The sequence below is a fragment of the Bordetella genomosp. 10 genome (assembly GCF_002261225.1).
Classification (GTDB): domain Bacteria; phylum Pseudomonadota; class Gammaproteobacteria; order Burkholderiales; family Burkholderiaceae_B; genus Bordetella_C.
In genome coordinates this window covers 1-23,820 of the sequence record NZ_NEVM01000005.1, presented here as the reverse complement: position 1 = coordinate 23,820, position 23,820 = coordinate 1, and the positions used below count along the sequence as shown (strand labels likewise).

Annotated in this window: 22 protein-coding genes; 19 read left to right on the top strand and 3 right to left on the bottom strand. The window is 67.7% G+C overall.

Annotated elements, in window-relative coordinates:
• Nucleotides 1–2: 2 nt before the first annotated feature.
• From CAL29_RS16440 to flhF, 7 genes are all read left to right on the top strand, one after another.
• Nucleotides 3–857, top strand: a complete 855-nt coding sequence (locus CAL29_RS16440; protein WP_094854172.1) for a CheR family methyltransferase — start codon at nt 3–5, stop codon at nt 855–857.
• 25 nt (nt 858–882) lie between these two features.
• On the top strand, nt 883–1,938 hold the full coding sequence (locus CAL29_RS16435) for a protein-glutamate methylesterase/protein-glutamine glutaminase (RefSeq protein ID WP_094854171.1): 1,056 nt from the start codon (nt 883–885) through the stop codon (nt 1,936–1,938).
• A gap of 61 nt (nt 1,939–1,999) precedes the next feature.
• Complete coding sequence (gene cheY / locus CAL29_RS16430; protein ID WP_094856694.1) at nt 2,000–2,389, top strand: chemotaxis response regulator CheY; 390 nt, start codon at nt 2,000–2,002, stop codon at nt 2,387–2,389.
• A gap of 7 nt (nt 2,390–2,396) precedes the next feature.
• Nucleotides 2,397–3,041, top strand: a complete 645-nt coding sequence (gene cheZ / locus CAL29_RS16425) for a protein phosphatase CheZ (protein WP_094854170.1) — start codon at nt 2,397–2,399, stop codon at nt 3,039–3,041.
• Between the two features lie 264 nt (nt 3,042–3,305).
• Complete coding sequence (gene flhB / locus CAL29_RS16420; RefSeq protein WP_094854169.1) at nt 3,306–4,457, top strand: flagellar biosynthesis protein FlhB; 1,152 nt, start codon at nt 3,306–3,308, stop codon at nt 4,455–4,457.
• A gap of 4 nt (nt 4,458–4,461) precedes the next feature.
• Nucleotides 4,462–6,579 (top strand): flagellar biosynthesis protein FlhA, encoded by a 2,118-nt coding sequence (gene flhA / locus CAL29_RS16415; RefSeq protein ID WP_094854168.1) that lies wholly within the window; start codon nt 4,462–4,464, stop codon nt 6,577–6,579.
• Complete coding sequence (gene flhF / locus CAL29_RS16410) at nt 6,576–9,314, top strand: flagellar biosynthesis protein FlhF (RefSeq protein ID WP_094854167.1); 2,739 nt, start codon at nt 6,576–6,578, stop codon at nt 9,312–9,314. The genes flhA and flhF overlap by 4 nt, the downstream gene beginning before the upstream one ends.
• A 70-nt stretch (nt 9,315–9,384) precedes the next feature.
• Here flhF and CAL29_RS16405 read toward each other — a convergent pair whose 3' ends face one another.
• The 3 genes from CAL29_RS16405 to flgA all read right to left on the bottom strand — a co-directional run bounded on the left by CAL29_RS16405 (nt 9,385) and on the right by flgA (nt 11,011).
• The gene (locus CAL29_RS16405) at nt 9,385–9,855 is read right to left on the bottom strand and encodes a flagella synthesis protein FlgN (protein WP_094854166.1); all 471 of its coding nucleotides are present in this window, start codon (nt 9,853–9,855) and stop codon (nt 9,385–9,387) included.
• A 23-nt stretch (nt 9,856–9,878) separates the two neighbouring features.
• Nucleotides 9,879–10,172 carry a flagellar biosynthesis anti-sigma factor FlgM gene (flgM, locus tag CAL29_RS16400; RefSeq protein WP_094854165.1) on the bottom strand — a complete coding sequence of 98 codons (294 nt, stop codon included), beginning with the start codon at nt 10,170–10,172 and terminating at the stop codon, nt 9,879–9,881.
• A 128-nt stretch (nt 10,173–10,300) separates the two neighbouring features.
• The gene (gene flgA, locus CAL29_RS16395) at nt 10,301–11,011 is read right to left on the bottom strand and encodes a flagellar basal body P-ring formation chaperone FlgA (protein ID WP_094854164.1); all 711 of its coding nucleotides are present in this window, start codon (nt 11,009–11,011) and stop codon (nt 10,301–10,303) included.
• 225 nt (nt 11,012–11,236) lie between these two features.
• Here flgA and flgB point away from each other — a divergent pair, with 225 nt between their 5' ends.
• From flgB to CAL29_RS16335, 12 genes are all read left to right on the top strand, one after another.
• Entirely contained in the window at nt 11,237–11,644 is a 408-nt protein-coding gene (gene flgB, locus CAL29_RS16390) for a flagellar basal body rod protein FlgB (protein WP_094854163.1), read from the top strand.
• 48 nt (nt 11,645–11,692) lie between these two features.
• Nucleotides 11,693–12,109 (top strand): flagellar basal body rod protein FlgC, encoded by a 417-nt coding sequence (gene flgC, locus CAL29_RS16385; protein ID WP_094854162.1) that lies wholly within the window; start codon nt 11,693–11,695, stop codon nt 12,107–12,109.
• A gap of 38 nt (nt 12,110–12,147) precedes the next feature.
• A complete protein-coding gene (locus tag CAL29_RS16380; RefSeq protein ID WP_094854161.1) occupies nt 12,148–12,846 on the top strand; it encodes a flagellar hook capping FlgD N-terminal domain-containing protein in 699 nt (232 codons plus the stop codon).
• Nucleotides 12,847–13,003: 157 nt separating this feature from the next.
• On the top strand, nt 13,004–14,266 hold the full coding sequence (flgE, locus tag CAL29_RS16375; protein ID WP_094854160.1) for a flagellar hook protein FlgE: 1,263 nt from the start codon (nt 13,004–13,006) through the stop codon (nt 14,264–14,266).
• Nucleotides 14,267–14,298: 32 nt separating this feature from the next.
• Complete coding sequence (locus CAL29_RS16370) at nt 14,299–15,060, top strand: flagellar basal body rod protein FlgF (protein WP_094854159.1); 762 nt, start codon at nt 14,299–14,301, stop codon at nt 15,058–15,060.
• Between the two features lie 71 nt (nt 15,061–15,131).
• Nucleotides 15,132–15,917: a flagellar basal-body rod protein FlgG gene (flgG, locus tag CAL29_RS16365; RefSeq protein WP_094854158.1), complete on the top strand. Its 786-nt coding sequence runs from the start codon at nt 15,132–15,134 to the stop codon at nt 15,915–15,917.
• Between the two features lie 20 nt (nt 15,918–15,937).
• Entirely contained in the window at nt 15,938–16,621 is a 684-nt protein-coding gene (locus tag CAL29_RS16360; RefSeq protein WP_094854157.1) for a flagellar basal body L-ring protein FlgH, read from the top strand.
• 1 nt (nt 16,622) lies between these two features.
• On the top strand, nt 16,623–17,753 hold the full coding sequence (locus tag CAL29_RS16355) for a flagellar basal body P-ring protein FlgI (RefSeq protein ID WP_094854156.1): 1,131 nt from the start codon (nt 16,623–16,625) through the stop codon (nt 17,751–17,753).
• Between the two features lie 2 nt (nt 17,754–17,755).
• Nucleotides 17,756–18,799, top strand: a complete 1,044-nt coding sequence (flgJ, locus tag CAL29_RS16350) for a flagellar assembly peptidoglycan hydrolase FlgJ (RefSeq protein WP_094854155.1) — start codon at nt 17,756–17,758, stop codon at nt 18,797–18,799.
• Nucleotides 18,800–18,986: 187 nt separating this feature from the next.
• Nucleotides 18,987–20,642 (top strand): flagellar hook-associated protein FlgK, encoded by a 1,656-nt coding sequence (gene flgK, locus CAL29_RS16345; RefSeq protein ID WP_094854154.1) that lies wholly within the window; start codon nt 18,987–18,989, stop codon nt 20,640–20,642.
• A 45-nt stretch (nt 20,643–20,687) separates the two neighbouring features.
• Nucleotides 20,688–21,932, top strand: coding sequence for a flagellar hook-associated protein FlgL (flgL, locus tag CAL29_RS16340; protein WP_306430691.1), 1,245 nt, complete (start codon nt 20,688–20,690; stop codon nt 21,930–21,932).
• 64 nt (nt 21,933–21,996) lie between these two features.
• On the top strand, nt 21,997–23,820 hold a 1,824-nt coding region (locus CAL29_RS16335; RefSeq protein ID WP_143277685.1), incomplete at its 3' end, for a methyl-accepting chemotaxis protein.

Genomic DNA, 23,820 nt, shown 5'->3' with positions numbered 1-23,820 from the left:
GTGTGACGACGATAGCGGCGGCGCCGTCCTTCCAGGTTGAACGGCAATTCGATTTTCGCGATACGGATTTCTCGCGCGTGCGTCGCATGATTCACGAGCGGGCGGGGATTTCGCTGGGCGAGCACAAGCGCGAGATGGTCTACAGCCGCCTGGCGCGCCGCCTGCGGGTATTGGGACGCGTGGACTTCGCCAGCTACCTGGACCAACTGGAGCGGGAAGCGGCGGACCCGGAATGGGAAGACTTCGTCAACGCCCTGACCACCAACCTGACGGCGTTCTTCCGCGAGTCGCACCATTTCCCCATCCTCTCGAAATTCGTCGCTTCGCGGCAGGACCCGGTTTCGGTCTGGTGCTGTGCGGCGTCGACCGGCGAGGAGCCGTACTCGATCGCCATCACGCTGGCCGAGACGCTGAGCGGCCGTTCGCTGGCCAACGCCAGCGTGTTCGCCACCGATATCGACACCAATGTGCTGCAGAAGGCGCGCAGCGCCGTCTATCCCTATGAGCGCGTGGCCAAGATCGAGGAGGCGCGGCTGCGCCGCTTCTTCCTCAAGGGCAAGGGGCCGGCGGCGGGGCAGGTGCGCGTGCGCCCCGAAGTGGCCGGGATGGTGCGCTTCGACATGCTGAACCTGCTCGCGCCCTCGTGGCCGATCCAGGAGAAGTTCGACGCCATCTTCTGCCGCAACGTCATGATCTATTTCGACAAGCCCACCCAGGCGCGGATACTGGAGCGCTTCGTTCCTTTGCTCAAGCCGGGCGGTCTGTTGTTCGCCGGCCATTCGGAGAACTTTACCTATATCAGCCGGGAATTCCGTTTGCGCGGGCAGACGGTGTATGAATGTTTGGGCAGGCCGTAGCAAAGGCCGGGAACGATAAGAAAAGATGCAGAAGAAAATCAACGTATTGTGCGTGGACGATTCGGCGCTGGTGCGTGGCCTGATGACGGAGATCATCAACAGCCAGCCGGACATGACCGTGGTCGCCACGGCGCCGGATCCCCTGGTCGCGCGCGAGCTGATCAAGAAGCACAATCCCGACGTCCTGACGCTGGACGTGGAAATGCCGCGCATGGACGGCCTCGATTTCCTGGAAAAGCTGATGCGCCTGCGGCCCATGCCGGTGCTGATGGTGTCGTCGCTGACCGAACGCGGTTCGGAAATCACCTTGCGCGCCCTGGAGCTGGGCGCGATCGATTTCGTCACCAAGCCCAAGCTGGGCATCCGCGACGGCCTGCTCGAATATACCGAGCTGATCGCCGACAAGATCCGCGCCGCCGCGCGCGCGCGCCTGCCGGCGGCCGCCCCCGCGAGCGCGCCGCCGCCGCGGGCCTTGCGCTCGCCCTTGTCGAGTTCGGAAAAACTGGTCATCATCGGCGCGTCGACGGGCGGCACCGAGGCGATCCGGTACGTCCTGCAGCCGCTGCCCGCGGACAGCCCCGCCATCCTGATCACGCAGCATATGCCGGCCGGCTTCACGCGATCCTTCGCGCAGCGGCTCGATGCCTTGTGCAGCCTGACGGTGCGCGAGGCCACCCACGGCGAGCGCGTGCTGCCGGGGCACGCCTACCTGGCGCCAGGCGGCGAGACGCACATGCGCCTGGGCCGCAGCGGGGCGAACTACGTGATCGAACTCGATCCGTCCGAGCCGGTCAACCGGCATCGGCCGTCGGTCGACGTATTGTTTCATTCGGCCGCCGCGGCGGCGGGCCGCAACGCCATCGGCGTCATCCTGACCGGCATGGGCAAGGACGGCGCCCACGGCCTGCTCGAAATGAAACGCGCCGGCGCGCGCACCCTGGCCCAGGACGAGGCCAGTTGCGTGGTGTTCGGCATGCCGCGCGAGGCGATCGCCATCGGCGCGGCGGATGAAGTGGTTGCGCTGGACGCAATGAGCGAACGTATCCTGGCCAACGTGGGCGACCGCGGCCACCGCGTGTGACGCGGAGCGGTCCCGCCCGGGGCCTTCCCGCCCGGGACGAAAGTATTTCTTGGAGTCTATGATGGTTGACAAAAGTTTGAAGATCCTGGTTGTGGACGATTTCCCGACGATGCGTCGGATCGTCCGCAATCTGCTGAAGGAGCTCGGTTTCGAGAACGTGGACGAGGCCGAGGATGGCGCCATCGCCCTGGACAAGCTGCGCAACGGCGGCTTCCAGTTCGTGGTGTCCGACTGGAACATGCCCAACCTGGACGGCCTGTCCATGTTGCAGCAGATCCGCGCCGATCCCAACCTGGCCAAGCTGCCGGTCCTGATGGTGACGGCGGAAGCGAAGAAGGAAAACATCGTCGCGGCGGCCCAGGCGGGCGCCAACGGCTACGTGGTCAAGCCCTTCACGGCCGCCACGCTGGAAGAGAAGTTGAACAAGATCTTCGAGAAAATCGCCGGTTGAGACTGCCATGGAAAGCACGGAAAGCACGCAGGTCCAAACCCCCAACGGCGATCCCACCGATCTGATCCACCGCATCGCCTCGCTGACGCGCATGCTGCGCGACAGCATGCGCGAGCTGGGCCTGGACCAGGCCATCAAGGATGCCGCCCAGGCCATTCCCGATGCGCGCGACCGCCTGCGCTACGTCGCGCAGATGACGGAGCAGGCCGCCAACCGGGTGCTCAACGCCATCGACCAGGCCCAGCCGGTGCAGGAAGATCTCGCCCGCAACGCCAAGCAGCTCGATTCGCGTTGGAACGAGTGGTTCGACCAGCCCCTGGAGCTGCCGCAGGCGCGCGAACTGGTCAAGGACACCCGCGCTTTCCTGCAGAGCGTGCCGGCGCAGACGCAGGTGACGCAGTCCAAGCTGATGGAAATCATGATGGCGCAGGATTTCCAGGACCTGACGGGCCAGGTCATCATGCGCATGATGGACGTCGTCGGCGCCATCGAGCGCGAGCTGCTGCAGGTGCTGCTGGACAGCGTGCCCACCGAGAAGCGGGATGAAGCCAATTCCCTGCTCAACGGTCCCCAGGTCAACCCCGAAGGCAAGCCCGACGTGGTGACCAGCCAGGACCAGGTGGACGATCTCCTGGCCAGCCTGGGCTTCTGAGCGCGGCTTTCCGGGCCCATTCGGGCCTGTTCCGGGCCTGTTTCCGGGCCTGTTTCCAAGCTCGTCTCCGCCCCGCGCGCGGGGCAGGGGAGGCGGCCCGGCCGCCCGGCCTGGCTGCCATCCGGCGCGGGGAAACGCCATCGCCCCGCAAATAACGCCGTTTTCCCCCGTTTTATCCCCCCTTAGCACCCGCCGGACGTTTTCTACAATGCCTGCCAGCGGCCGTACGACCTGGAATGACGGCCGCTTGACCCATCCCCCCGCATGGCAGAAGAAAGCGACCTCGAGAAGACCGAAGCCGCCTCTCCCAGGCGCCTCGAAAAGGCGCGTGAGGAGGGGCAGGTGCCGCGTTCGCGCGAGCTCAGCACCTTTACGGTGCTGGTGGGCGGCCTCGCCTACCTGTGGCTGGGCGCGCCGTTGCTGTACCGCGGCCTGGCGGGCGTCGTCCACAACGGCCTGGCTTTCGACGCCCGCGTTCCGCGCGACACCCACGTGATGATCGCCATGGCGGTGCGCGGCGTCGGTGAGGCCATGCTGGTGCTGGCTCCGTTCTTCCTGGTCGTGGCCGTGATTTCGGTGGCCTCGCAACTGGCCCTGGGCGGCCTGGTCTGGTCCACCAAGCCCCTGGAGATCAAGCTCGACAAGCTGAACCCGATCACGGGCTTCGGCCGCATCTTCTCCTGGACCACCCTGGTCGAGCTCGGCAAGACCCTCCTGAAGGCGGGCATCGTCGGCGGCGTGGGCGCCGTCGCCATCTGGCGCCACCACGACGACATGATCGCCCTCATGCACACCACGCCCATCGAGGGGCTGGTCGGCATGCTCAGGATCGTGGCCACCTGCTGCGCGCTGATCATCGCGTCCATGGTCCTCCTCGTCCTGGCCGACGTGCCGTGGCAGATCTTCAGCCACCTGAAGAAGCTGCGCATGAGCAAGGAGGACGTCAAGAAGGAATTCAAGGAAAGCGAGGGCGACCCGCTGCTCAAGGCGCGCATCCGCCAGCAGCAGCGCCAGGCCGCGCGCCGGCGGATGATGGCCGACGTCCCCAAGGCCGACGTCGTGGTCACCAACCCCACCCATTTCGCCGTGGCGCTGAAGTACAGCGAAGGCGACATGTCCGCCCCGCGCGTGGTCGCCAAGGGAACCGGCCTGATCGCCGCCCATATCCGCGAGATCGCCATGGAACACCGCGTTCCCCTGCTGGAAGCCCCGCCGCTGGCGCGCGCATTGCACAAACACGTGGAAGTGGGCAAGGAAATCCCGGTAGCGCTGTACACGGCCGTGGCCGAAGTGCTGGCCTGGGTGTTCCAGTTGCGCGCCTGGCGGCCGGGCTGGGTCCAGCCCATGCCGCCCACCGATTTGCCGGTGCCGTCCCGGCTCGACCCGCAGGCGCAAGCCGCGGCCGAAGGAGTTTGAGTAAATGAGCGAATTGCTCGCCATGTTCAAGGCCAACGGCGCCGCCCAGGCGCGCCTGCTGGCCGGTCCGCTGTTGATCGTCCTCGTGCTGGGCATGATGATCCTGCCCTTGCCGGCGTTCATCCTGGACCTGCTGTTCACCTTCAACATCTCGCTGGCGGTGATGATCCTGCTGGTGGCCATGTTCACGCGCAAGCCGCTGGACTTCGCCGCCTTCCCCTCGGTGCTGCTGTTCGCCACCTTGCTGCGCCTGTCGCTGAACGTCGCCTCGACCCGCGTCGTCCTGATGAACGGCCACGCCGGGCCGGACGCCGCCGGCAAGGTGATCGAGGCCTTCGGCCACTTCCTGGTGGGCGGCAATTTCGCCATCGGCATCATCGTCTTCGTGATCCTGACGATCATCAACTTCATCGTCATCACCAAGGGCGCGGGACGTATCGCCGAGGTGGGCGCGCGCTTCACCCTGGACGCCATGCCCGGCAAGCAGATGGCCATCGACGCCGACCTGAACGCCGGCCTGATCCGCGAGGACGAGGCGCGCCGGCGCCGCGCCGAGGTGTCGCAGGAAGCCGATTTCTACGGCTCCATGGACGGCGCCAGCAAGTTCGTGCGCGGCGACGCCGTGGCCGGCCTGCTGATCATGGTGATCAACGTCATCGGCGGCCTGCTGGTGGGCGTCGCCCAGCATGACCTGTCGGTCAGCGAGGCCGGCCGCGTCTACACCCTGCTGACCATCGGCGACGGCCTGGTCGCGCAGATCCCGGCGCTGGTCATCTCGACCGCGGCCGGCGTGGTGGTGTCGCGCGTGGCCAACGACCAGGACGTCGGCCAGCAGATCATGGGGCAGTTGTTCTCCAACCCCCGCGTGCTGTTCCTGACGGCGGTCATCATCGGCATCATGGGCCTGATTCCCAACATGCCCCACATCGCCTTCCTGTCGCTGGCCGCCATCTTCGGCGGCTCCGGCTACATGATGGTGCGCCGGGAAATGCGCGCCAAGGCCGCCGCCGCGGAGAAGCCCAATCCCGGCCAGGCGCAGGCCAAGGCCGCCGCCGCCGAGGCGACCTGGGACGACGTGTCCATGGTGGACCAGTTGGGCCTGGAAGTCGGCTACCGCCTGATCCCGCTGGTGGACCACGCGCAGAACGGCGAGCTGTTGCACCGGATACGCAGCCTGCGCAAGAAGTTCGCGCAGGACGTCGGCTTCCTGCCGCCCGTGGTCCACATCCGCGACAATCTCGAGCTCAAGCCCAACGACTACGTCATCCAGCTCTCGGGCGTGGAAGTCGGCCGGGGCGTCGCCATGCCCGGCCAGTGGCTGGCCATCGACCCGGGCGGCGTCACCGTGAAGCTGAAGGGCACGGTCACCACGGATCCGGCCTTCGGCCTGCCGGCGGTGTGGATCGAGGCCTCGATGCGCGACCAGGCCCAGATCGCCGGCTACACGGTGGTCGACGCCAGCACCGTCGTGGCCACGCACCTGAACCACCTGATGCACCGCCACGGCTCGCTGCTGCTGGGCCGCCAGGAAGTGCAGCAGTTGCTGGACCGCATCGGCAAGGAAGCGCCCAAGCTGGTCGAGGACCTGGTGCCCAAGACGCTCTCGCTCACCATCCTGCAGAAGACCCTGCAGGGCCTGCTGGCCGAGGAAGTGCCGATCCGCGACATGCGTTCCATCATCGACACGATTTCCGAGCATGCGCCGCGCCTGTCGGCGCAGGCGTCCACGGCCGGCGGCCAGCCCGACGTGGGCGAGCTGATCGCGCTGTCGCGCCGCGCCCTGGGCCGCGCCATTACGCAGCAGTGGTTCCCGGGCGACGGCGAGATCCGCGTCATCGGGCTGGACGTCAAGCTCGAACGCGTGCTGTCGCAGGCCATTTCGACCAGCGGCGTGCTGGAGCCCGGCCTGGCCGAAAACGTGCTGCGCGAGGCGCAGGCCGCCGTGCAGCGCCAGGAAGCGCTGGGCAACGCCCCGGTGCTGGTGGTGTCGCCGCTGCTGCGGCCGTCGCTGTCGCGCTTCCTGCGCCACCATCTGCCGCAGCTCGGCGTGCTGGCCAATACTGAAATCCCCGATGAGCGCATTGTGCGCGTGACCGCGCTGATAGGCGGGAGCCCGGCTTGAATATCCTGCGATTCTTTGCTCCGACCAACCGCGAAGTGATGCGGCAGGTCCGTCAGGCCCTGGGGCCCGACGCCTTGATCATTTCCAGCCGCGGCGTCGACGGCGGCATCGAAGTCATGGCGACCGATCCGTCGGCGCTGGACGACCACGGCCGCCTGCGCCGCCCCGAGACCGCCTTGCAGGAAGTCGCCGCCACGGCGGAGGACAACGGCCACGCCCGTTTCCCGGCGGCGGCCCGGCCCCAGCCCGCGCCGGCGTCCGCTTCCGCGCCTTCGGCCTACGCGCCGCGCCAGCCGGACGGCTTCGCCGCGCCCGGCCGGGACGATGGACACGCCTGGAGCCGTGCGCGGCCGGCCTTCCGCGAAGCCGCCGCACCGCAGCCGGCGCCCCAGCCCGCGTCGCATGGCGGCCGCATGGCGGCCCGCTATATCGACATCGCCGATATGCCGGCCGACGAGCCGCCGGCCGAGATCCCGCCGGCCCCGTCGCTGGAAACGCCGGAGCCTTACAGCGCCCGCTCCCTGACGCCCGGCCAGCGCGCCGGCGCCGCCTACAGCGCCATGACCGACAGCGCCTTGTCGGTGGTGGAGGAAGACGCGCCGTCGCCGGACGCCGAGCAGTCGCCGGTCGCCGCGCAAGAGTGGCGCCAGGCCCTGGAAACCCTGCGCGGCACCCTGGAAAACCGCATCGACGGCCTGCTCTGGAGCAAGGGCCTGCGCGCCGAGCCGGTCGTCGCCACGCTGTTCCGCACCTTGCTGGAGGCCGGTTTCAGCACCGCGCTCGTGCGGGCGCTGATGGACCGCCTGCCGCGCCAGTACACCGCGGCGCAAGCCCTGGCCTGGGCGCGTAGCGAACTGGTGGCCCACCTGCCGGTGGTGGGCGACGAAGACGAATTGCTGGGCGACGGCGGCGTGTTCGCGCTGGTCGGTCCGACCGGCGTGGGCAAAACCACCACGCTGGCCAAGCTGGCCGCGCGCTGCGTGGCGCGCGTCGGCCGCGACCAGTTGGCGATGCTGACCACCGACAATTTCCGTATCGGCGCGCACGAGCAATTGCAGATCTACGGCCGCCTGCTGGGCGTGCCGACCCGCTCGGTGCGCGACGGCGACGAACTGCGCGCCACCCTGACCGAGCTGGGGCATCGCAGGATCATCCTGATCGACACCACCGGCATCAGCCAGCGCGACCACTATGTCTCCGAGCAGGCCGCCATGCTCAATGGCGCCGGCCGGCCGGTGCAGCGCCTGCTGGTGCTCAACGCCGCCAGCCAGGGCGACACGCTGGACGAAGTGGCGCAGGCCTATCGCAACGTCGGCAACCAGCCGCTGCGCGGCTGCATCGTCACCAAGGTGGACGAGGCCTCGCACTACGCCGCCGCCCTCGACACCGCCATTCGCCATCGCCTGCCCATTCATTACGTCTCGCGCGGCCAGCGGGTGCCCGAGCACATGGAGATTCCGGCGGCGGCCGAGCTGATCGACGGCGCCTTTGCCTGCCTGAAGCGGCCGGCCCTCTACACCCCCAGCGAATCCGACCTGGCGGCATTGTGGTCGGCTTCGCGGGAAGCCGCCGGCGGCGAACTGGTCGACGCGGTGCGGCGCCGCCAGTTGCTGGCGGCCGCGGTGGCCCAGCCCATGGGCAAGCGCGCCGACGACGAAGAGGAAATGGACGCGGCGCTGGCGTGGATGAACACGGATCCGGCCTGCGTCCAGGCGCGCCTGGGCTGGCGCGAATTCGGCGGCGCGCGTCCCGCGCCCACCGAGGCGCTGTGGAGCAAGCCGCTGGAAATGACGCGCGGCGAATTCTCCGCCACCTGCCAGCGCCACCTGCTGGCCATACACGGCAAGGCGCCCCTGCGTGGAGACGGCCTGCCGTCCGGGCAACTGCACGCGGCATTGCTGATGAGCGACCGCGGCGCCGCGCTGGCCGCGCCGGCGCATCAACTGGTGTTGCAGCATGGCGCCGTGACCACCTACGCCGACGCCGGCAAGGCCCCGGTTAATCCCGCCGATGCGCTGGCCGCGCGCGTGCAGTGGCTGGGCGGCGCCTTGCCGCATCTGCCGGTCGTGCACGTCATCGACGCCGGCACTTCCGCCCTGTGGTCCTCCTTGTCGGAGCAGGGCCATGCCTGGCTGTCGCGCTGCACCGGCGCCCTGCGCGTCATGCAGGAGGAAACGCCCACCATCCTGCAGGCGGTGGCCAAGACCCTGGGCTACGTGCCGGTGGGGCAGGCCGGCGACATGCCGGGCCTGACCCTGGTGAAGGACGACAAGCCGGTGGCGCTGCGGTTGTGGGCGGCGGGCGGCGAGGTGTCGCTGGCGGCGCGCGGAACCGACGGCGCGCCCCTGCGCCTGGTCTGCGCCAAGCTGATCGACCCGGCCGGCAAGGTGGTGTCCGTGCTGTACGGCCTGACCAATATCGGCGTGACCCAGGCCGACGCGGCCGCCGTGGCCCGCTGGCTGGTGCTCAACGAGCAGGCCAAGTCCGCCTTCCGCTACATGGTCCACGCCTGGCAGCCCCTGGCCGGCGCGGGCACGGGCGACGACGCCTTGCAGCGCCAGGCGCTGATGGCCGGCCAGTTGGGCGCGGCGTGCTGGCAATTGGCGCACGCGCCCAATGCGGCGGTGATGCGGCGCCTGTTGCAGAACCTGATGGGACCGGAGCGCAAGCTGCCGGCGCGGCTGGTGCCGCCGGCGCTGCTGCGCTTTTTCGCGATGGTGGAAATGGCGGGCTGAGGCGGCGCGGGGCCGGCCTCGGCGCTTGGCGCCTATTTGGCCGCTTGTCTGGCGCTTAGCTGCCCGGCGCTTAGCTGGCGACGTAGGCCTTGCGCAGCGCGCCGGCCGCGCCGGAGCGGCCTTGCGAGGTGTACAGATTGCTGGCCGCGCCGATGTTGCGCAGCGTTTCCAGCGCGTCCTCGGTGTGGCGCAGGTGCATGTCGATCAGCGAGCCGTTGCGCTCGTTGATGGCGGCCGCCTTCGCCGAATGCGCCAGCAGGGTCTGCCAGGTTTCGGCCAGTTCGGGGTGCCGGGCGGCGGCCGCTTCGGTGCCTTCGTGGGCGGCCGGCAGGTCCAGCTCGGCCAGCAGCGTATCGCGGCGATGGCTCAGGCCGCCCAGGCGGGCGGCGAATTCGTTCTTGCGGTCGGTGATGGCTTGCAGCGTCTCGAAGGACTGGCGACCGGTCAGCGCCGTGCTTTCTTCCTCCAGCAGGGAGGTGAATTCGACGATGGCCGCGTCTTCTTCCCGCAGGCAGTCCAGCAATTGCGCCACGTAGTCCATACCAGTCTTCCGGATTTCCAGGGTTATTTCACCAGTTCGCGGGCGCTGGCGATGATGCCGTCCGCGATCTTGCCGGCGTCGATCTTCAGTTGGCCCGAAGCGATCGCCGCCTTGATTTCGGCCACGCGCGCCGTATCGATGTCCGATTTTCCGTCCTGCAGGTCGGACAGGGCGCGCGAGGCGCTGCTCAGCTCGACCTGGGACGACCCGCCCGTGCTGCCGCCGCCTGCGCCGGCATAGGCCTGCGCCAGCGTGCTGCGCTGCGTGGCGGCGTCGGGGCCCAGGGTGGGGCGGGTGGTGGGTGCGTTGATTTTCACGTTGTTTCTCCGTGCTGCGGCCGCGATCCGCGGATACCGGTCCAGGCCGTCGATGTCCTTGTAACGGCAATCCACCCCTGAACTTTAGGGGGCGCGGCGGGGCGGGACGGGGATAGTTGTAACACGGTTTAAAGAGGGACTTCGACGTTGCCGGTCCGTTGCACGATGCCGCTCACGATCTGGCCGGAGGGCGTGCGCACCTGGACGGTCGAGCCGGGCGCGGCGCTTTCCATGGCGACGCCCTCGCTGCTGACGGTGAAGCCGCGCCCGTGGGCGTTGATGCGCACCGTCTGGCCGCGCTGGATCGCGCCGGCGCTGCGCAGGGAGGTCAGTTTGATCGGCTGGCCGCTGGCGATGCGATAGCTGGCGGTCATGCCGACGATGGACTGGCCGTCGGTGACGGCGCCGGGCGGCAGGTTGACCAGGTCGCCGTCGCGCGGCGCCATGGCGTCCGGGGTGATGGGCTCGCCGGCGTTGATGGTGCGCGCGGCCACGACGTACTGGCCCGGAATGCTGACGGAGGCCTGGGCATAGACGCTCCAGGGCCGGGGGGCGGCGCAGCGCACGCCCACGCTCATGCGGGCGCGCGGCCGGGCGCCGGCCGACATGAAGGCGCTGAGATCGTCGCAGGCCTGCAGCCTTTCGGTGCGGACTTCGTCGAACTTGATGATGGGATTGGGGGAGATGGCGGCAAGTTGCTGCCGCAGGTAGTCGTCCGCCACGCTGATCACGGCGGCCGGATCCTGCGGCGCGAACGCCGGCGCGGCCTCCTGCGCGGACGCGGCCAGGGGCAGGGCGGTCGACGCGGCAAGGACGAAACGGGAGAAAAAGCGCGGCATGGGACGGGCCCGGTATTTCAAGGTAGGGGAATTGTAGGAAGAGGGCGCCCGAACCAATACCCGAATTAGCTGAGAAATCTCGGGTTATTTGCGAAATTGTTCGCAAGCTTGCGAACCTATGATTCTGGTCATCCCGGAAAAGCGGGCAGTGCGCTCGCCGCGCCCCGGGATGGCGCGGGCCCATCGTCCGCCGCCGAAGCAGACTCTATAGGAAACGGCCACCAGATGGATCGTCTAAGCCAGGAACTGTCGTTCTTCCAGCAATCTATCGCCTTGCGCGCGGATCGCCAGGAAGTGCTGTCGGCCAATATCGCCAACGCGGACACGCCCAACTACAAGGCGCGCGATTTCGATTTCGCCACGGCCATGCAAAACGCGATGGACACCCGCATGCGGCTGCCCGACACCAGCCTGGCGCTGACCTCGCCGCGCCACATCCCGGCGCAGGCGTCCAGCCAGAGCGGTCCCGCCGACCTGCTCTACCGCAATCCCTACCAGGCCAGCCTGGACGGCAACACGGTGGACATGAACGTCGAGCGCGTGCAGTTCGCCGACAACGCGCTGCATTACCAGAGCAGCATGTCGGTGCTGAACCAGCAGCTCAAGGACATGATGCGCGCGGTCAGCGAATAAGACGCGGGCGCATAAAGACGCATAGCAAACAGGAAACAGGGAACAGACATGCCTCTCCTGAGCATTTTCGACATCGCCGGCTCCGCCATGAGCGCGCAGTCGCAGCGCATGAACGTCGCCGCCAGCAACCTGGCCAACGCCGACAGCGCCGTCGGGCCCGACGGTCAGCCGTACCGCGCCCGCCAGGTGGTGTTCCAGGTGAACCCGCCGGCCGGCCAGGCCTACGGCCAGGAAATCGGCGGCGTGCGCGTGGCCGGCGTGGTCGAGGACCAGTCGCCGCTCAAGCGCCTCTACGATCCCCGCAATCCCCTGGCGGACCGCGACGGCTACGTGAACATGCCCAACGTCGACCCGGTCGCCGAGACGGTCAACATGATCTCGGCCTCGCGTTCCTACCAGGCCAACGTCGAGGTGCTGAACACCGCCAAGACGTTGATGCAGAAAACCCTGACCATCGGGCAATGAGCGCGGACATCGTCGCGTAACCCCAACCGGAGCCGTTCATGGCCGTTTCGTCCACTTCCTCGACCACGTCGACTTCCAGCGCCAACTCGGTCGGTTCGTCGGCAAGCAGCACCGCCTCCAGCGCGGCCGACATCCAGAACCAGTTCCTGACCCTGCTGGTCACCCAGTTGAACAATCAGGATCCACTGAACCCGATGGACAACTCGCAGTTGACCTCGCAACTGGCGCAGATCTCCACGGTGCAGGGCATCACCGACCTGAAGACCCTGGTGTCCACCATCAGCGGGCAGGTCGACGTGTCGCAGTCGATGTCGGCCGTCTCGATGATCGGCAAGAACGTGCTGGTGCCCGGCACGACGTTGAACATCGACACCGATGACACCGGCGCGCGCGTCACCACCCCGGTCGGCATCGACCTGCAGGCCGATGCCGACGACGTCAAGATGACGATCAGCGATTCGAGCGGCCGCGTGGTGCGCACGCTGGACCTGGGCGCCCAGAAGGCCGGCATCCTGACGCCGACCTGGGACGGCAAGGACGATTCGGGCAATTCCATGGCCGACGGCAAGTACACCATCGCCGTGACCGCCACCGACAGCACCGGCGCGGCGGTGACCGCCGACGCGCTGTCCTCGGGCACGGTGCAGAACGTGGCGTACACCACCGACGGCGTGCGCCTGGACCTGGGCCTGCTCGGCCAGTTCAGCGTGCTGGATATCCGGGAGGTTTTGGGTTGACGTTTTTTGACGCCGGGCCGTCCCAAGGCAAAAACGCCCCCCCGGGGGGCAGCAAGCGGCGTAAGCCGCGCGGCGTGGGGGCCTTTTTTTGAACGCTCGCCGCCCGCGTCGCGGCGGCTCATCGTTTCACTGAATTTTTGAATAGCGAGAGATACACATGGGCTTCGGACAAGGACTTAGCGGCCTGAACGCCGCCGCGCAGAACCTGGACGTCATCGGCAACAACATCGCCAACTCCGGCACCGTCGGCTTCAAGGCCTCCAGCGTGCAGTTCGCGGACGTCTACGCCTCGTCGCGCGTGGGCCTGGGCGTGAAGGTCTCCGCCGTGCAGCAGCGCTTCACGGTGGGCACGATTTCCTCGGGCGGCCAGTACGACATGGCCATCGACGGCGCCAACGGCTTCTTCCGCACCGTCGACAGCAGCGGCAACGTCTTCTACACCCGCAACGGCCAGTTCTCCATCGACAAGAACCTGAACATCGTCAACGCGCAGGGCCAGTACCTGACCGGCTACGGCACGGGCGGCATCGGCACCGCGCCGATCCAGTTGTCGCTGCCGCAGGCCAATATCTCCCCGCAGGCGACGACCACGGCCGGCTTCGTCGCCAACCTGAACGGCAACGCCAGCGTGATCGACAACACGGCGACGCCGTTCGATCCGGCCAACGCGGACACCTATACCGACACGCAGCCGATGACCGTATACGACTCGCTGGGCAACTCGCACCAATTGACGCAGTACTTCGTCAAGCGGGAGTCGGAGAAAGATCCAGTAACGAACGAGCCTATTGCTAGCGTGTACGACGTGTACTACACGCTGGACGGCGCCGCCATGTCGCCGACGACCTCGACCGGCACGCCGGCGGTCTGGGGCAACCCCACCGAGCTGCGCTTCGACAGCGCCGGCCGCCTGACGACCAATCCCGCCGTCCAGACCGTGACCCTGGCCGATCCCGGCGGCGCGTCCTCGCCCGCCGCGCCGCTAAGCGTCGACATCAACTACACCGGCACCACCCAGTACGGCAGCGACTTCACGTCCAGCAAGACGCCCAACGGCTACACCTCGGGCGAGTTCAACTCGATCTCGTTCGGCACCGACGGCTCCATCATCGCCAGCTATTCGAACGGCGAGACGCAGAACGTGGGCACGGTCGTGCTGGCCAATTTCAACAACGTGCAGGGCCTGAAGCCGGTGGGCGACAACGCCTGGAGCGAGTCGGCCGACTCGGGCGCCGCCCAACTGGGCCAGCCCGGCACCAACGGCATGGCCCTGATCCGCGGCCAGTCGGTGGAAGAGTCCAACGTCGACCTCAGCTCGGAGCTGGTCAACATGATCGTCGCGCAGCGCACCTACCAGGCCAACACGCAGACCATCAAGACCCAGAGCGACGTGTTGCAGAACCTGCTGCAGATCTCGTAAACCCGCTACGCCGACACGGAACCGAACCAGGCATGGACCGCATCATCTACACCGCCATGAACGGCGCCGCCCGCATCAGCGAGCAGCAGAACGTTCTGACGAACAACATGGCCAACGTCAACACCGTGGGCTTCCGGGCCCAGATGTCCATGTACCGCTCGGTGCCGGTCAATGACGGAACCAGCCTGCCGACCCGCGTGTCGACCGTGGCGGCGACGCCGCGCAGCGATTTCCAGATGGGCGTGTTGCAGTCCACGGGCAACCCACTGGACGTCGCCGTGACCGAAGGCGGCTGGCTGGCCGTGCAGACCCCGCAAGGCGAGGCCTATACCCGCGCCGGCGACCTGCAGGTGGGCGTCAACGGGCAGTTGCAGACCTCGCAGGGCATCCCCGTGCTGTCGCAGCAGAACGGCGTGATCGACGTGCCTGCCATGGCCGCCTTGACCATCGGCACGGACGGCACGGTGACCTCCATCGGCGCCGGCGACCCGCCCAATACGGTGCTCAACCTGGGCCAGCTCAAGCTGGTCAAGCCTGACGAAAACACCCTGGTGCACGGCGACGACGGCGTGTTCCGGCGCGTCGCGGCCAACGGCCAGCCGGCGCCGCCGATGCCGGCCGATCCGTCCGTGCGCGTCACCTCGGGCGTGCTGGAAGGCAGCAACGCCAACGCCGCGACCTCGATGGTCGGCATGATCGAGAACTCGCGCCGTTTTGAAATGCAGATGCAGGTGGTCAAGGATGCGGACACCAACGAGGACCGCGCCAACGGCATTCTGTCGGTGACCTCGTAAGCCCCGTTGCCCCGTTCTGAAACCGAATTACCTGCCGGGCCCCGCGCCCGGCAACCCAGGAGTCTAAAACCATGCTTCGTTCGCTCTGGATCGCCAAGACGGGCCTCGAGGGTCAGCAAACCCAGTTGGACGTCATCTCGAACAACCTGGCCAACGTCAACACCACCGGCTACAAGCGTGGCCGCGCCGTGTTCCAGGACCTGATGTACCAGACGGTGCGCCAGCCCGGCGCCCAGGTCGGCGACGCCAACCAGTTGCCCTCCGGCCTGCAGCTCGGCACGGGCACGCGCGTGGCGGCGACGGAGCGCCTGCATACCCAGGGCGGCCTGACCAGCACCGGCCAGGACCTGGACGTCGCCATCCAGGGTGCCGGTTTCCTGCAGATCCAGTTGCCGGACGGCACCGACGCCTACACCCGCGACGGCTCCTTGCAGCGCGACCAGAACGGCCAGTTGACGACCGCCGAAGGCTACGTGGTGCAGCCGCCGATCAACATCCCCAACAACGCGCTGACGCTGACCATCGGCACCGACGGCACGGTGTCGGTGACCCAGCCCGCCGCGCCCGGCGTGAACGTGCAGGTCGGCCAATTGCAACTGGCCAACTTCATCAACCCCAACGGCTTGCAGAGCGTGGGCGAGAACCTGTACCTGGAGACCGATTCGTCCGGCCCGCCGAACATCGGCAACCCCGGCGTCGACGGCCTGGGCACGATGCAGCAGAAGTACCTGGAAACCTCCAACGTCAACGTGGCGGAGGAACTGGTCAACATGATCACCACGCAGCGCGCCTACGAAATGAACTCCAAGGCCGTGCAGACCGCCGATCAGATGCTGCAGCGCCTGACCCAGCTTTGATGCGACGTCCGGACCCGAACATGCGTTTCATGCGTTTCGTTTTCCTCGCTTCGATGGCATTGTGGCTGGCCGGCTGCGCCCTGGTGCCGCCGGAACCGGTGGTGCTCGGTTCGACCACGGCGGCGCCGCCGCCGCCCGCGCCGATTTCCCCGACGCCCGACGGCGCCATCTACCAGCCGACCGCCTACGGCAACTACCCGCTGTTCGAGGACCGCCGGCCGCGCAACGTCGGCGATATCGTGACCGTGGTGCTGGAGGAAAAGACCGCCGCCGCCAAGAACGTGGCGACCAATACGGACCGCAGTTCGGCCACCGACAATTCGATCTCGGCCTCGCCGGGCTTCCTGAGTAGCTGGTTCAACGCCAAGCTGGACACCTCCACCAAGGGCGGCAACCAGACCAAGGGAGCGGGCGACAGCAGCGCCAACAACACCTTCACCGGCACGCTGACGACCACGGTGGTGGGCGTGCTGCCCAACGGCAACCTGCAGGTCGCCGGCGAAAAGCAGATCGCCATCAACCGCGGCAGCGAGTACATCCGTTTTTCCGGCGTGGTCGATCCGCGCGCGATCACCGGCACCAACACCGTCTCGTCGACGCGGGTGGCCGATGCGCGCATCGAGTACCGCAGCAAGGGCGTGATGGACGAAGTGCAGACCATGGGCTGGCTGCAGCGCTTTTTCCTGATTGCATCTCCGTTCTGATATGAAGCTCTCCACCGCCTTTTCCGCCCTGGCCTCCGTGCTGCTGCGCGCCTGCGTGGCCGGCGCCATGCTGGCCGGCGCCGCGCACGCGGAGCGCCTCAAGGACCTGTCCGCCATCCAGGGCGTCCGCGGCAACCAGTTGATCGGCTACGGCCTGGTGGTGGGCCTGGACGGCACGGGCGACCAGGTGCGCCAGACCCCGTTCACCCAGCAGAGCCTGACGAACATGCTGTCGCAGCTCGGCGTGACGGTGCCGTCCAATACCAATATGCAGTTGAAGAACGTGGCGGCCGCGATGGTCACCATGACGCTGCCGGCCTTCGCGCGCCCGGGCCAGACCGCCGACGTGGTGGTGTCGGCCATGGGCAACGCCAAGAGCCTGCGCGGCGGCACGCTGCTGATGACGCCGATGAAGGGCGCGGACGGCCAGGTCTACGCCATCGCCCAGGGCAACCTGGTGGTGGGCGGCGCCGGCGCCTCGGCGGGCGGCTCCAGCGTGGCCATCAACCAGTTGAACGGCGGCCGCATCAGCAACGGCGCCATCGTCGAGCGCGCGGTGCCGACGACGTTCGCGCGCGACGGCAATATTTTCCTGGAAATGAACGAGCTGGATTTCGGCACGACGCAGAACGTCTCGGCGGCCCTGAACCAGCGCTTCGGGCCGGGCACGGCCTCGGTGGTGGACGGCCGCGTCATCCGCCTGCAGGGGCCGCTGGACCCGGCGGGGCAGGCGGCCTTCCTGTCGCAGGTCGAGAACCTGCAGGTGACGCGCGCGCCGGCCGCCGCCAAGGTCATCATCAATGCCCGCACGGGGTCGGTGGTGATGAACCGCACGGTGATGATCGAGGAAGCCGCGGTGGCCCACGGCAACCTCTCGGTGGTGGTCAACCAGACCAACGCGGTCTCGCAGCCGAACACGCCTTTCGGCGGCGGCCAGACCGTGGTGGTGCCGAACACCCAGATCGACGTACGCCAGGAGAACGGCTCGTTGCAGCGCGTGCGCACCAGCGCCAACCTGGCCGACGTGGTGCGCGCGCTCAACGCGCTGGGCGCCACGCCCCAGGACCTGCTCGCCATCCTGCAGGCCATGCAGACCGCCGGCGCCCTGCGCGCCGAGCTGGAGATCATCTGATCATGGCTATCCTGTCCGGCGCCGGCTCGCTCGATTCGGGGCAAGCGTCGATCTTCGACTTCGGCTCGCTGGGCGCGCTCAAGCGCGACGTCAGCGTGAACCCGAACAGCGCGGACAAGCAGGCCCAGGTCGCCAAGCAGTTCGAGGCCGTCTATATACAGATGATGCTCAAGCGCATGCGCGAGGCCACGATGAAAAGCGGCCTGTTCGATTCCGAGCAGTCGCGCATGATCCAGTCCATGGCCGACGAGCAACTGGCCTTGCAACTGGCCACGCCCGGCATCGGCCTGGCGCAGTCGCTGCTGCGCCAGATGCGCGCGCAGAACGGCGACGCCCAGCCGCCCGCCGACGCGGTGGTCGACGACGCCGCCCAGGCCAATGCGGCGGATCCCGCCCAGGGCGAGATGGCGCTGGACCTGCGCCGCATGGCGCCGCCGCGCGCCGGCAGCAGCCTGTCGCCCGAGCTGGCCGCGCTGCTGCGCGTGCTGGATCGCAATCGCCCGGCGGACCGCGCCCTGGCGGCGGCCGAGGGCGCCCCGGAGCACGTGGTGGAATTCGTCTCCCAGATGGCCTCCGCCGCCAAGGCGGCCGAGCGCATGAGCGGCGTGCCGGCGCGCCTGATCCTGGGCCAGGCCGCCCTGGAGTCGGGCTGGGGCAAGCGCGAAATCCGCTACGAGGACGGCCGCACCAGCTACAACCTGTTCGGCATCAAGGCCAACGACGCCTGGAAGGGCAAGGTGGTCAACGTGATGACCACGGAATACGAGGACGGCGTGCCCAGGAAGGTGATGCAGCCCTTCCGCGCCTATAACTCCTATGCCGAATCGTTCGCCGACTATGCCCGCCTGATCGGCGGCAGCCCGCGCTACGAGGCGGTGGCGCAGGCCCGCGACGAAGTGGACGCGGCGCGCCGCATCCAGGCGGCCGGCTACGCCACCGACCCGCGTTACGCGGAAAAGCTGATCGGCATCATGGGCCAGTTCCGGGGCGGACGCGCGGGCGCGGCCGCCGCCGCGGGATTGGGCGGCGATGGGGGAGGGATCTGATGGCGCTGGATCCAGGAAAAATCAAAAACATGCTGTGACCCTGTTTTTCCCACGGCCCGCCAGGGAAGGCGCCATGGGAAGGCATCAATAGATGGATAACGGATAGATAACGCTAAATTTTTGCGAATCGTTGCCGTTAAACGGGTATCCCGAGAACTCGCACGGTTATTTGCAGAGGCACCTAGACATGAGTTTGTTCAGCCTTGGCCTGAGTGGCCTGAACGCGGCGCAAGCCGGCCTGACGGTCACCGGCCACAACATCGATAACTCGGGGACGGATGGCTACAACCGTCAGAAGGTGATGACCTCGACCGCGGGCGCCACCGCGACCGGCTCGGGCTACTATGGCCGCGGCGTCATGGTCGATACCGTGCAGCGCCAGTACAGCGGGTTTCTGTACAACCAGTTGGTGCAGGCCCAGAGCACCGGCGCGGCGACGTCCAGCCTGCTGACGCAGCTCACACAGGTCGACAACATGCTGGGCGACAACACCACCGGCATCTCGCCGGCGCTGAACGATTTCTTCACGTCGCTGAACGCGGTGGCCAGTTCGCCCGCCGACGCCGCGACCCGCCAGGACCTGATCGGCAAGGCCCAGAGCCTGGTGAGCCAGATCAATTCCGCCTATGCGGACCTGCAGACGCAGCGCACCGGCCTGAATACGCAGATCTCGTCCTCGGTGGACCAGGTCAACAGCTACCTGAGCCAGATCAACAACCTGAACCAGCAGATCGTCGCCGCCGTCAGCAACGGCGCCGGCAATGCCCCCAACGACCTGATGGACCAGCGCGATTCGCTGGTGCAGCAATTGGGCCAGGTGGTCGGCATCCGCACCTCGACGGCCTCGAACGGCTACGCCGTCGATATCGCGCTGTCCAGCGGCCAGTCGCTGCTGTCCGGCACGACGGTCTACAAGTTGCAGGCGGTGGCCTCGGCCGCCGATCCGTCGCGCACCGTCGTCGCCTATACCGTGCCTTCGGGCCCGGGCGGCGCCACGACCACCGTGGAAATGAAGGACAGCGCCATTACCCAGGGCAGCCTGGGCGGCCTGCTGCAATTCCGTTCGCAATCGCTGGACACGCTGCAGAACAAGCTGGGCCAGATGTCCGTCGGCCTGGCCACCGCCTTCAATGCCTTGCAGGCGCAGGGCGTGGACTTGAACGGCGATGCCGGCGAGGACTTCTTTTCGCTGGGCACGCCGTCGGCGCTGCCCAACGCCAAGAACACCGGCAGCGCCACGATGACGGCCGACTATACCGACGCCAGCGCGCTGACGGCCAACGACTACACGATCAGCTATACGGGCGGCAACTACACGGTGACCCGCTCGGACGGCACGCAGGTGTACACGGGCGACGGGACCACGCCGCCCATGGCCTTCGACGGCCTGAGCATGAACATCAGCGGCGTCCCCGCCGACGGCGACAAGTGGGTGCTGAGCCCGACCCGCGACGCCGCCGGCCAGATCGCCGTGGCGATCACCGACCCCAGCAAGATCGCGGCCTCCGACAGCACCAACCCGGGTTCCGCCAATGGCAACAACGCCCTGGCCATGGCGCAACTGCAGACCAGCAAGACGCTGGCCGGCGGCACGCTGAGCGTGACCGACGCCTTTTCGCAGATCGTCAACACCGTGGGCCAGCAGACGGCCGCCGCCAAGGCCAACGATACGGCCCAGCAATCCGTGATCTCCCAGCGCCAGACCGACCAGCAGTCGGTGTCGGGGGTCAACCTGAACGAAGAATACGTCAGCCTGAGCATGTTCCAGCAGCAATACCAGGCCGCCGCCAAGATCATCGACGTCGCCAATACGGTCTTCCAGGCCCTGTTGGGCATCCAGTAAGCCCGCATCGAACGCGCCAGCCCAGAGAACACCAGGAGCCATAGCATGACCGTGCGCCTCAGCACCTCGATGATTTACCAGAGCGGCCTGAACGGCATTCTGAACAGCCAGTCGTCGCTGTTGTCCCTGCAGCAGCAGGTCAGCAGCGGCCGCCGCATCGTGACGGCGTCGGACGATCCGCTGGCCGCCGGCCAGTCGATCACCGCCAGCCAGAACCTGTCGATGACCGGCAACTACGCCAGCAACCGCAACGTGGCCAACACGTCGCTGGGCAACGAAGGCAACGCCCTGAGCGCCATCGTCAACAACATCACGGCCTCGATGGAGAAGGTGGTGCAGGCGGGCAACGGGACGCTGTCCGATACCGACCGCCAGACGCTGGCGACGGTGTTGAGCAACTCGCGCGACGCCCTGTTCGCGCTGGCCAACAGCACCGACGGCAGCGGCCAGTACCTGTTCTCGGGATACCAGAGCGGCAGCGCGGCCTACGTCCAGGATCCGGCCACCGGCGCCATCACCTACGCCGGCGACACCGGCCAGCGCGTCGTCCAGGTGGACCAGGCGCGCCAGATGTCCACCTCGGACGTCGGCTCGGACATCTTCAGCCGCGCCAATCCCGGCACCACGTCCTATATCGCGTCGGCCGCTTCGGCCAACACCGGCACGGCGACCTTCCTCGCGCCGAACACCCAGACCGGCGGCGCCAACATCGGTTCGACGTTCAAGATCGATTTCGCGGTCGACGCCACCACCGGCGACACCACCTATACGATCACCACGACCGACGCGGGCGGCACGTCGACCACCTCGGCGCCGGTCGCCTATACGGATGGCGACACGATCGACATGGGCGGCGTGACGATGACCCTGTCGGGCGCGCCGGCCAACGGCGACAGCTTCACCGTGGAGCCGGCGCAGGGCGCCGACATGGACGTGTTCGCGACCATGGACCAGTTGATCTCGGCACTGACCGGGGCCACGCAAGGCGACGCCGCCGCGTCGGCCTCGCTGCGCAACACACTGACCACGGCGGCGCGCAAGCTGGCGATCAACCTGGACAACGTTTCGACGGTGCAGGCATCGGTGGGCGCGCGCCAGAACGAACTGGATGCCCTGGACAGCACCGGCAGCCAGCGCAAGCTGACCGACACCAAGGTGCTGTCCGACCTGACGGACCTGGACTACTACTCGGCGGTATCTTCCCTGACGCTGCGCCAGGTGGCGCTGCAGGCATCGATGGCCGCATTCTCGTCGATCCAGGGCGTCAGCCTCTTCAGCATGAACAAATAGAGCGTTTCGCCGCGGTCCGGGGCTGCTCGCCCGGACTCGGCCCATGGTGGGAAAGAAAGACAGAATGTTCGCGAATATGAGAATCCGGACCTGCATCGCGCTGGTCCTGGCCCTGTACATGGTGGCCATGCTGTCGTCCAACGGCTTCGGCTGGCTGGGCCTGCGCTCCATGAACACCAAGGCCGACGAACTGAACGTGGTGTACGGCGACCAGGTCACGCAGTTGTACAGCACCTACGTGAGCATCTTGCGCGGCCGGCTGATCCTGGCCACCTCGTACCAGTTCCTGAAGGACGGCAAGGCCGATCAGGCGGTGGCCAACGTCGATCGCGCCAAGAACTATCAGGCCAAGGCGGCCCAGACCTACGAAGCCTTCGCGAAATCCCCCAAGATGGAGGGGGCGCAGGCCATCGTGTCGGGCGTCGACGCCGCCTTCCGCAAGATGAACGCGGCGCTGGATCTGCAAGCCAACGCCCTGCGCGCCAAGGACGGGGATACTTTCGCCAAGTCCAATGACCAGGTGCGCGCGGCGAACGACGACATGGATCGCGCGTTCCAGGCCTTCTTCCAGGCCATGGACAAGGACGCCGACGTGCTCATGAGCAAGGGGCACCAGGATTTCACCCGATCGCAGGTGGTGACGGCCGTCATGGTGGCCGTGGCCGTGTTGCTGACGATCGGCTGCTGGCTGTTCATCAACCGCATGCTGCTGCGTCCGCTGCGCGAGGCCAGCAATCATTTCGACCGTATCGCGGAAGGCGATTTCACGCAGCGCGTGGACGTCCGCTCCTCCAATGAAGTCGGCGTGCTCTATGGCGCGATCAAGCGCATGCAGGAAAGCCTGACCCGCACGGTGGCCTCGGTGCGCCGCGGGGTGGAGGAAATCAACGTCGGCGCGCGCGAGATCTCCGCCGGCAACACCGACCTGTCCAGCCGCACCGAGCAGCAGGCGGCCTCGCTGGAGGAAACCGCCGCGTCGATGGAGCAACTGGCCTCGACCGTGAAGCAGAACGCGGACAACGCGCGCCAGGCCAACCAGTTGGCGGCCAGCGCCTCGGACGTGGCCGAACGCGGCGGCTCGGCCGTGAGCGAGGTGGTCAACACGATGCAGGGCATTTCGGCCAGCTCGCGCAAGATTTCGGAAATCGTCAGCGTGATCGACGGCATCGCCTTCCAGACCAACATCCTGGCGCTGAACGCGGCGGTGGAAGCGGCGCGGGCGGGCGAGCAGGGCAAGGGTTTCGCGGTGGTGGCGGGCGAAGTGCGTTCGCTGGCCCAGCGCAGCGCCCAGGCGGCCAAGGAAATCAAGGGCCTGATCGAGGACTCGGTGTCCAAGGTGGGCGCCGGCTCCGAGCAGGTGGAGCGCGCTGGCGCGACCATGCAGGAAATCGTGACGTCGGTGAAGCGCGTGACGGACATCATGGGCGAGATCTCGGCGGCGTCCGAGGAGCAGTCCAGCGGCATCGACCAGGTCAACCGCGCGGTCTCGCAGATGGATGAAGTGACGCAGCAGAACGCGGCGCTGGTGGAGCAGGCGGCCGCCGCCGCCGGTTCGCTGCAGGAACAGGCGCAGCGCCTGGCCCAGGCGGTGGCGGTGTTCAAGATCAACCAAGGCCAAGTCATCGAGGTGTCGGCCCAGCCCTTGGCTGCGCCCGCCGCGCCGCCGCGCGTGGCTGCACCCGTTGCTCCTGCCACTCCTACCGCTCCTGCCGCGGCCGCGCCGCGCGCGGTCGGGTCCGCCGCCGCTTCCTCGCATACGGCCGTTCCCGCTGCCGCCCGGTCCGCCGCGCAGCCGGCTGCGTCGGTTGCGCCGGCCGCGCCGGCCGCCACGGGCGAGGCGCCGCGCCTGGATGCCCCTGCCGCGGCGCCGGCCAAGCCGGCGGCTCCC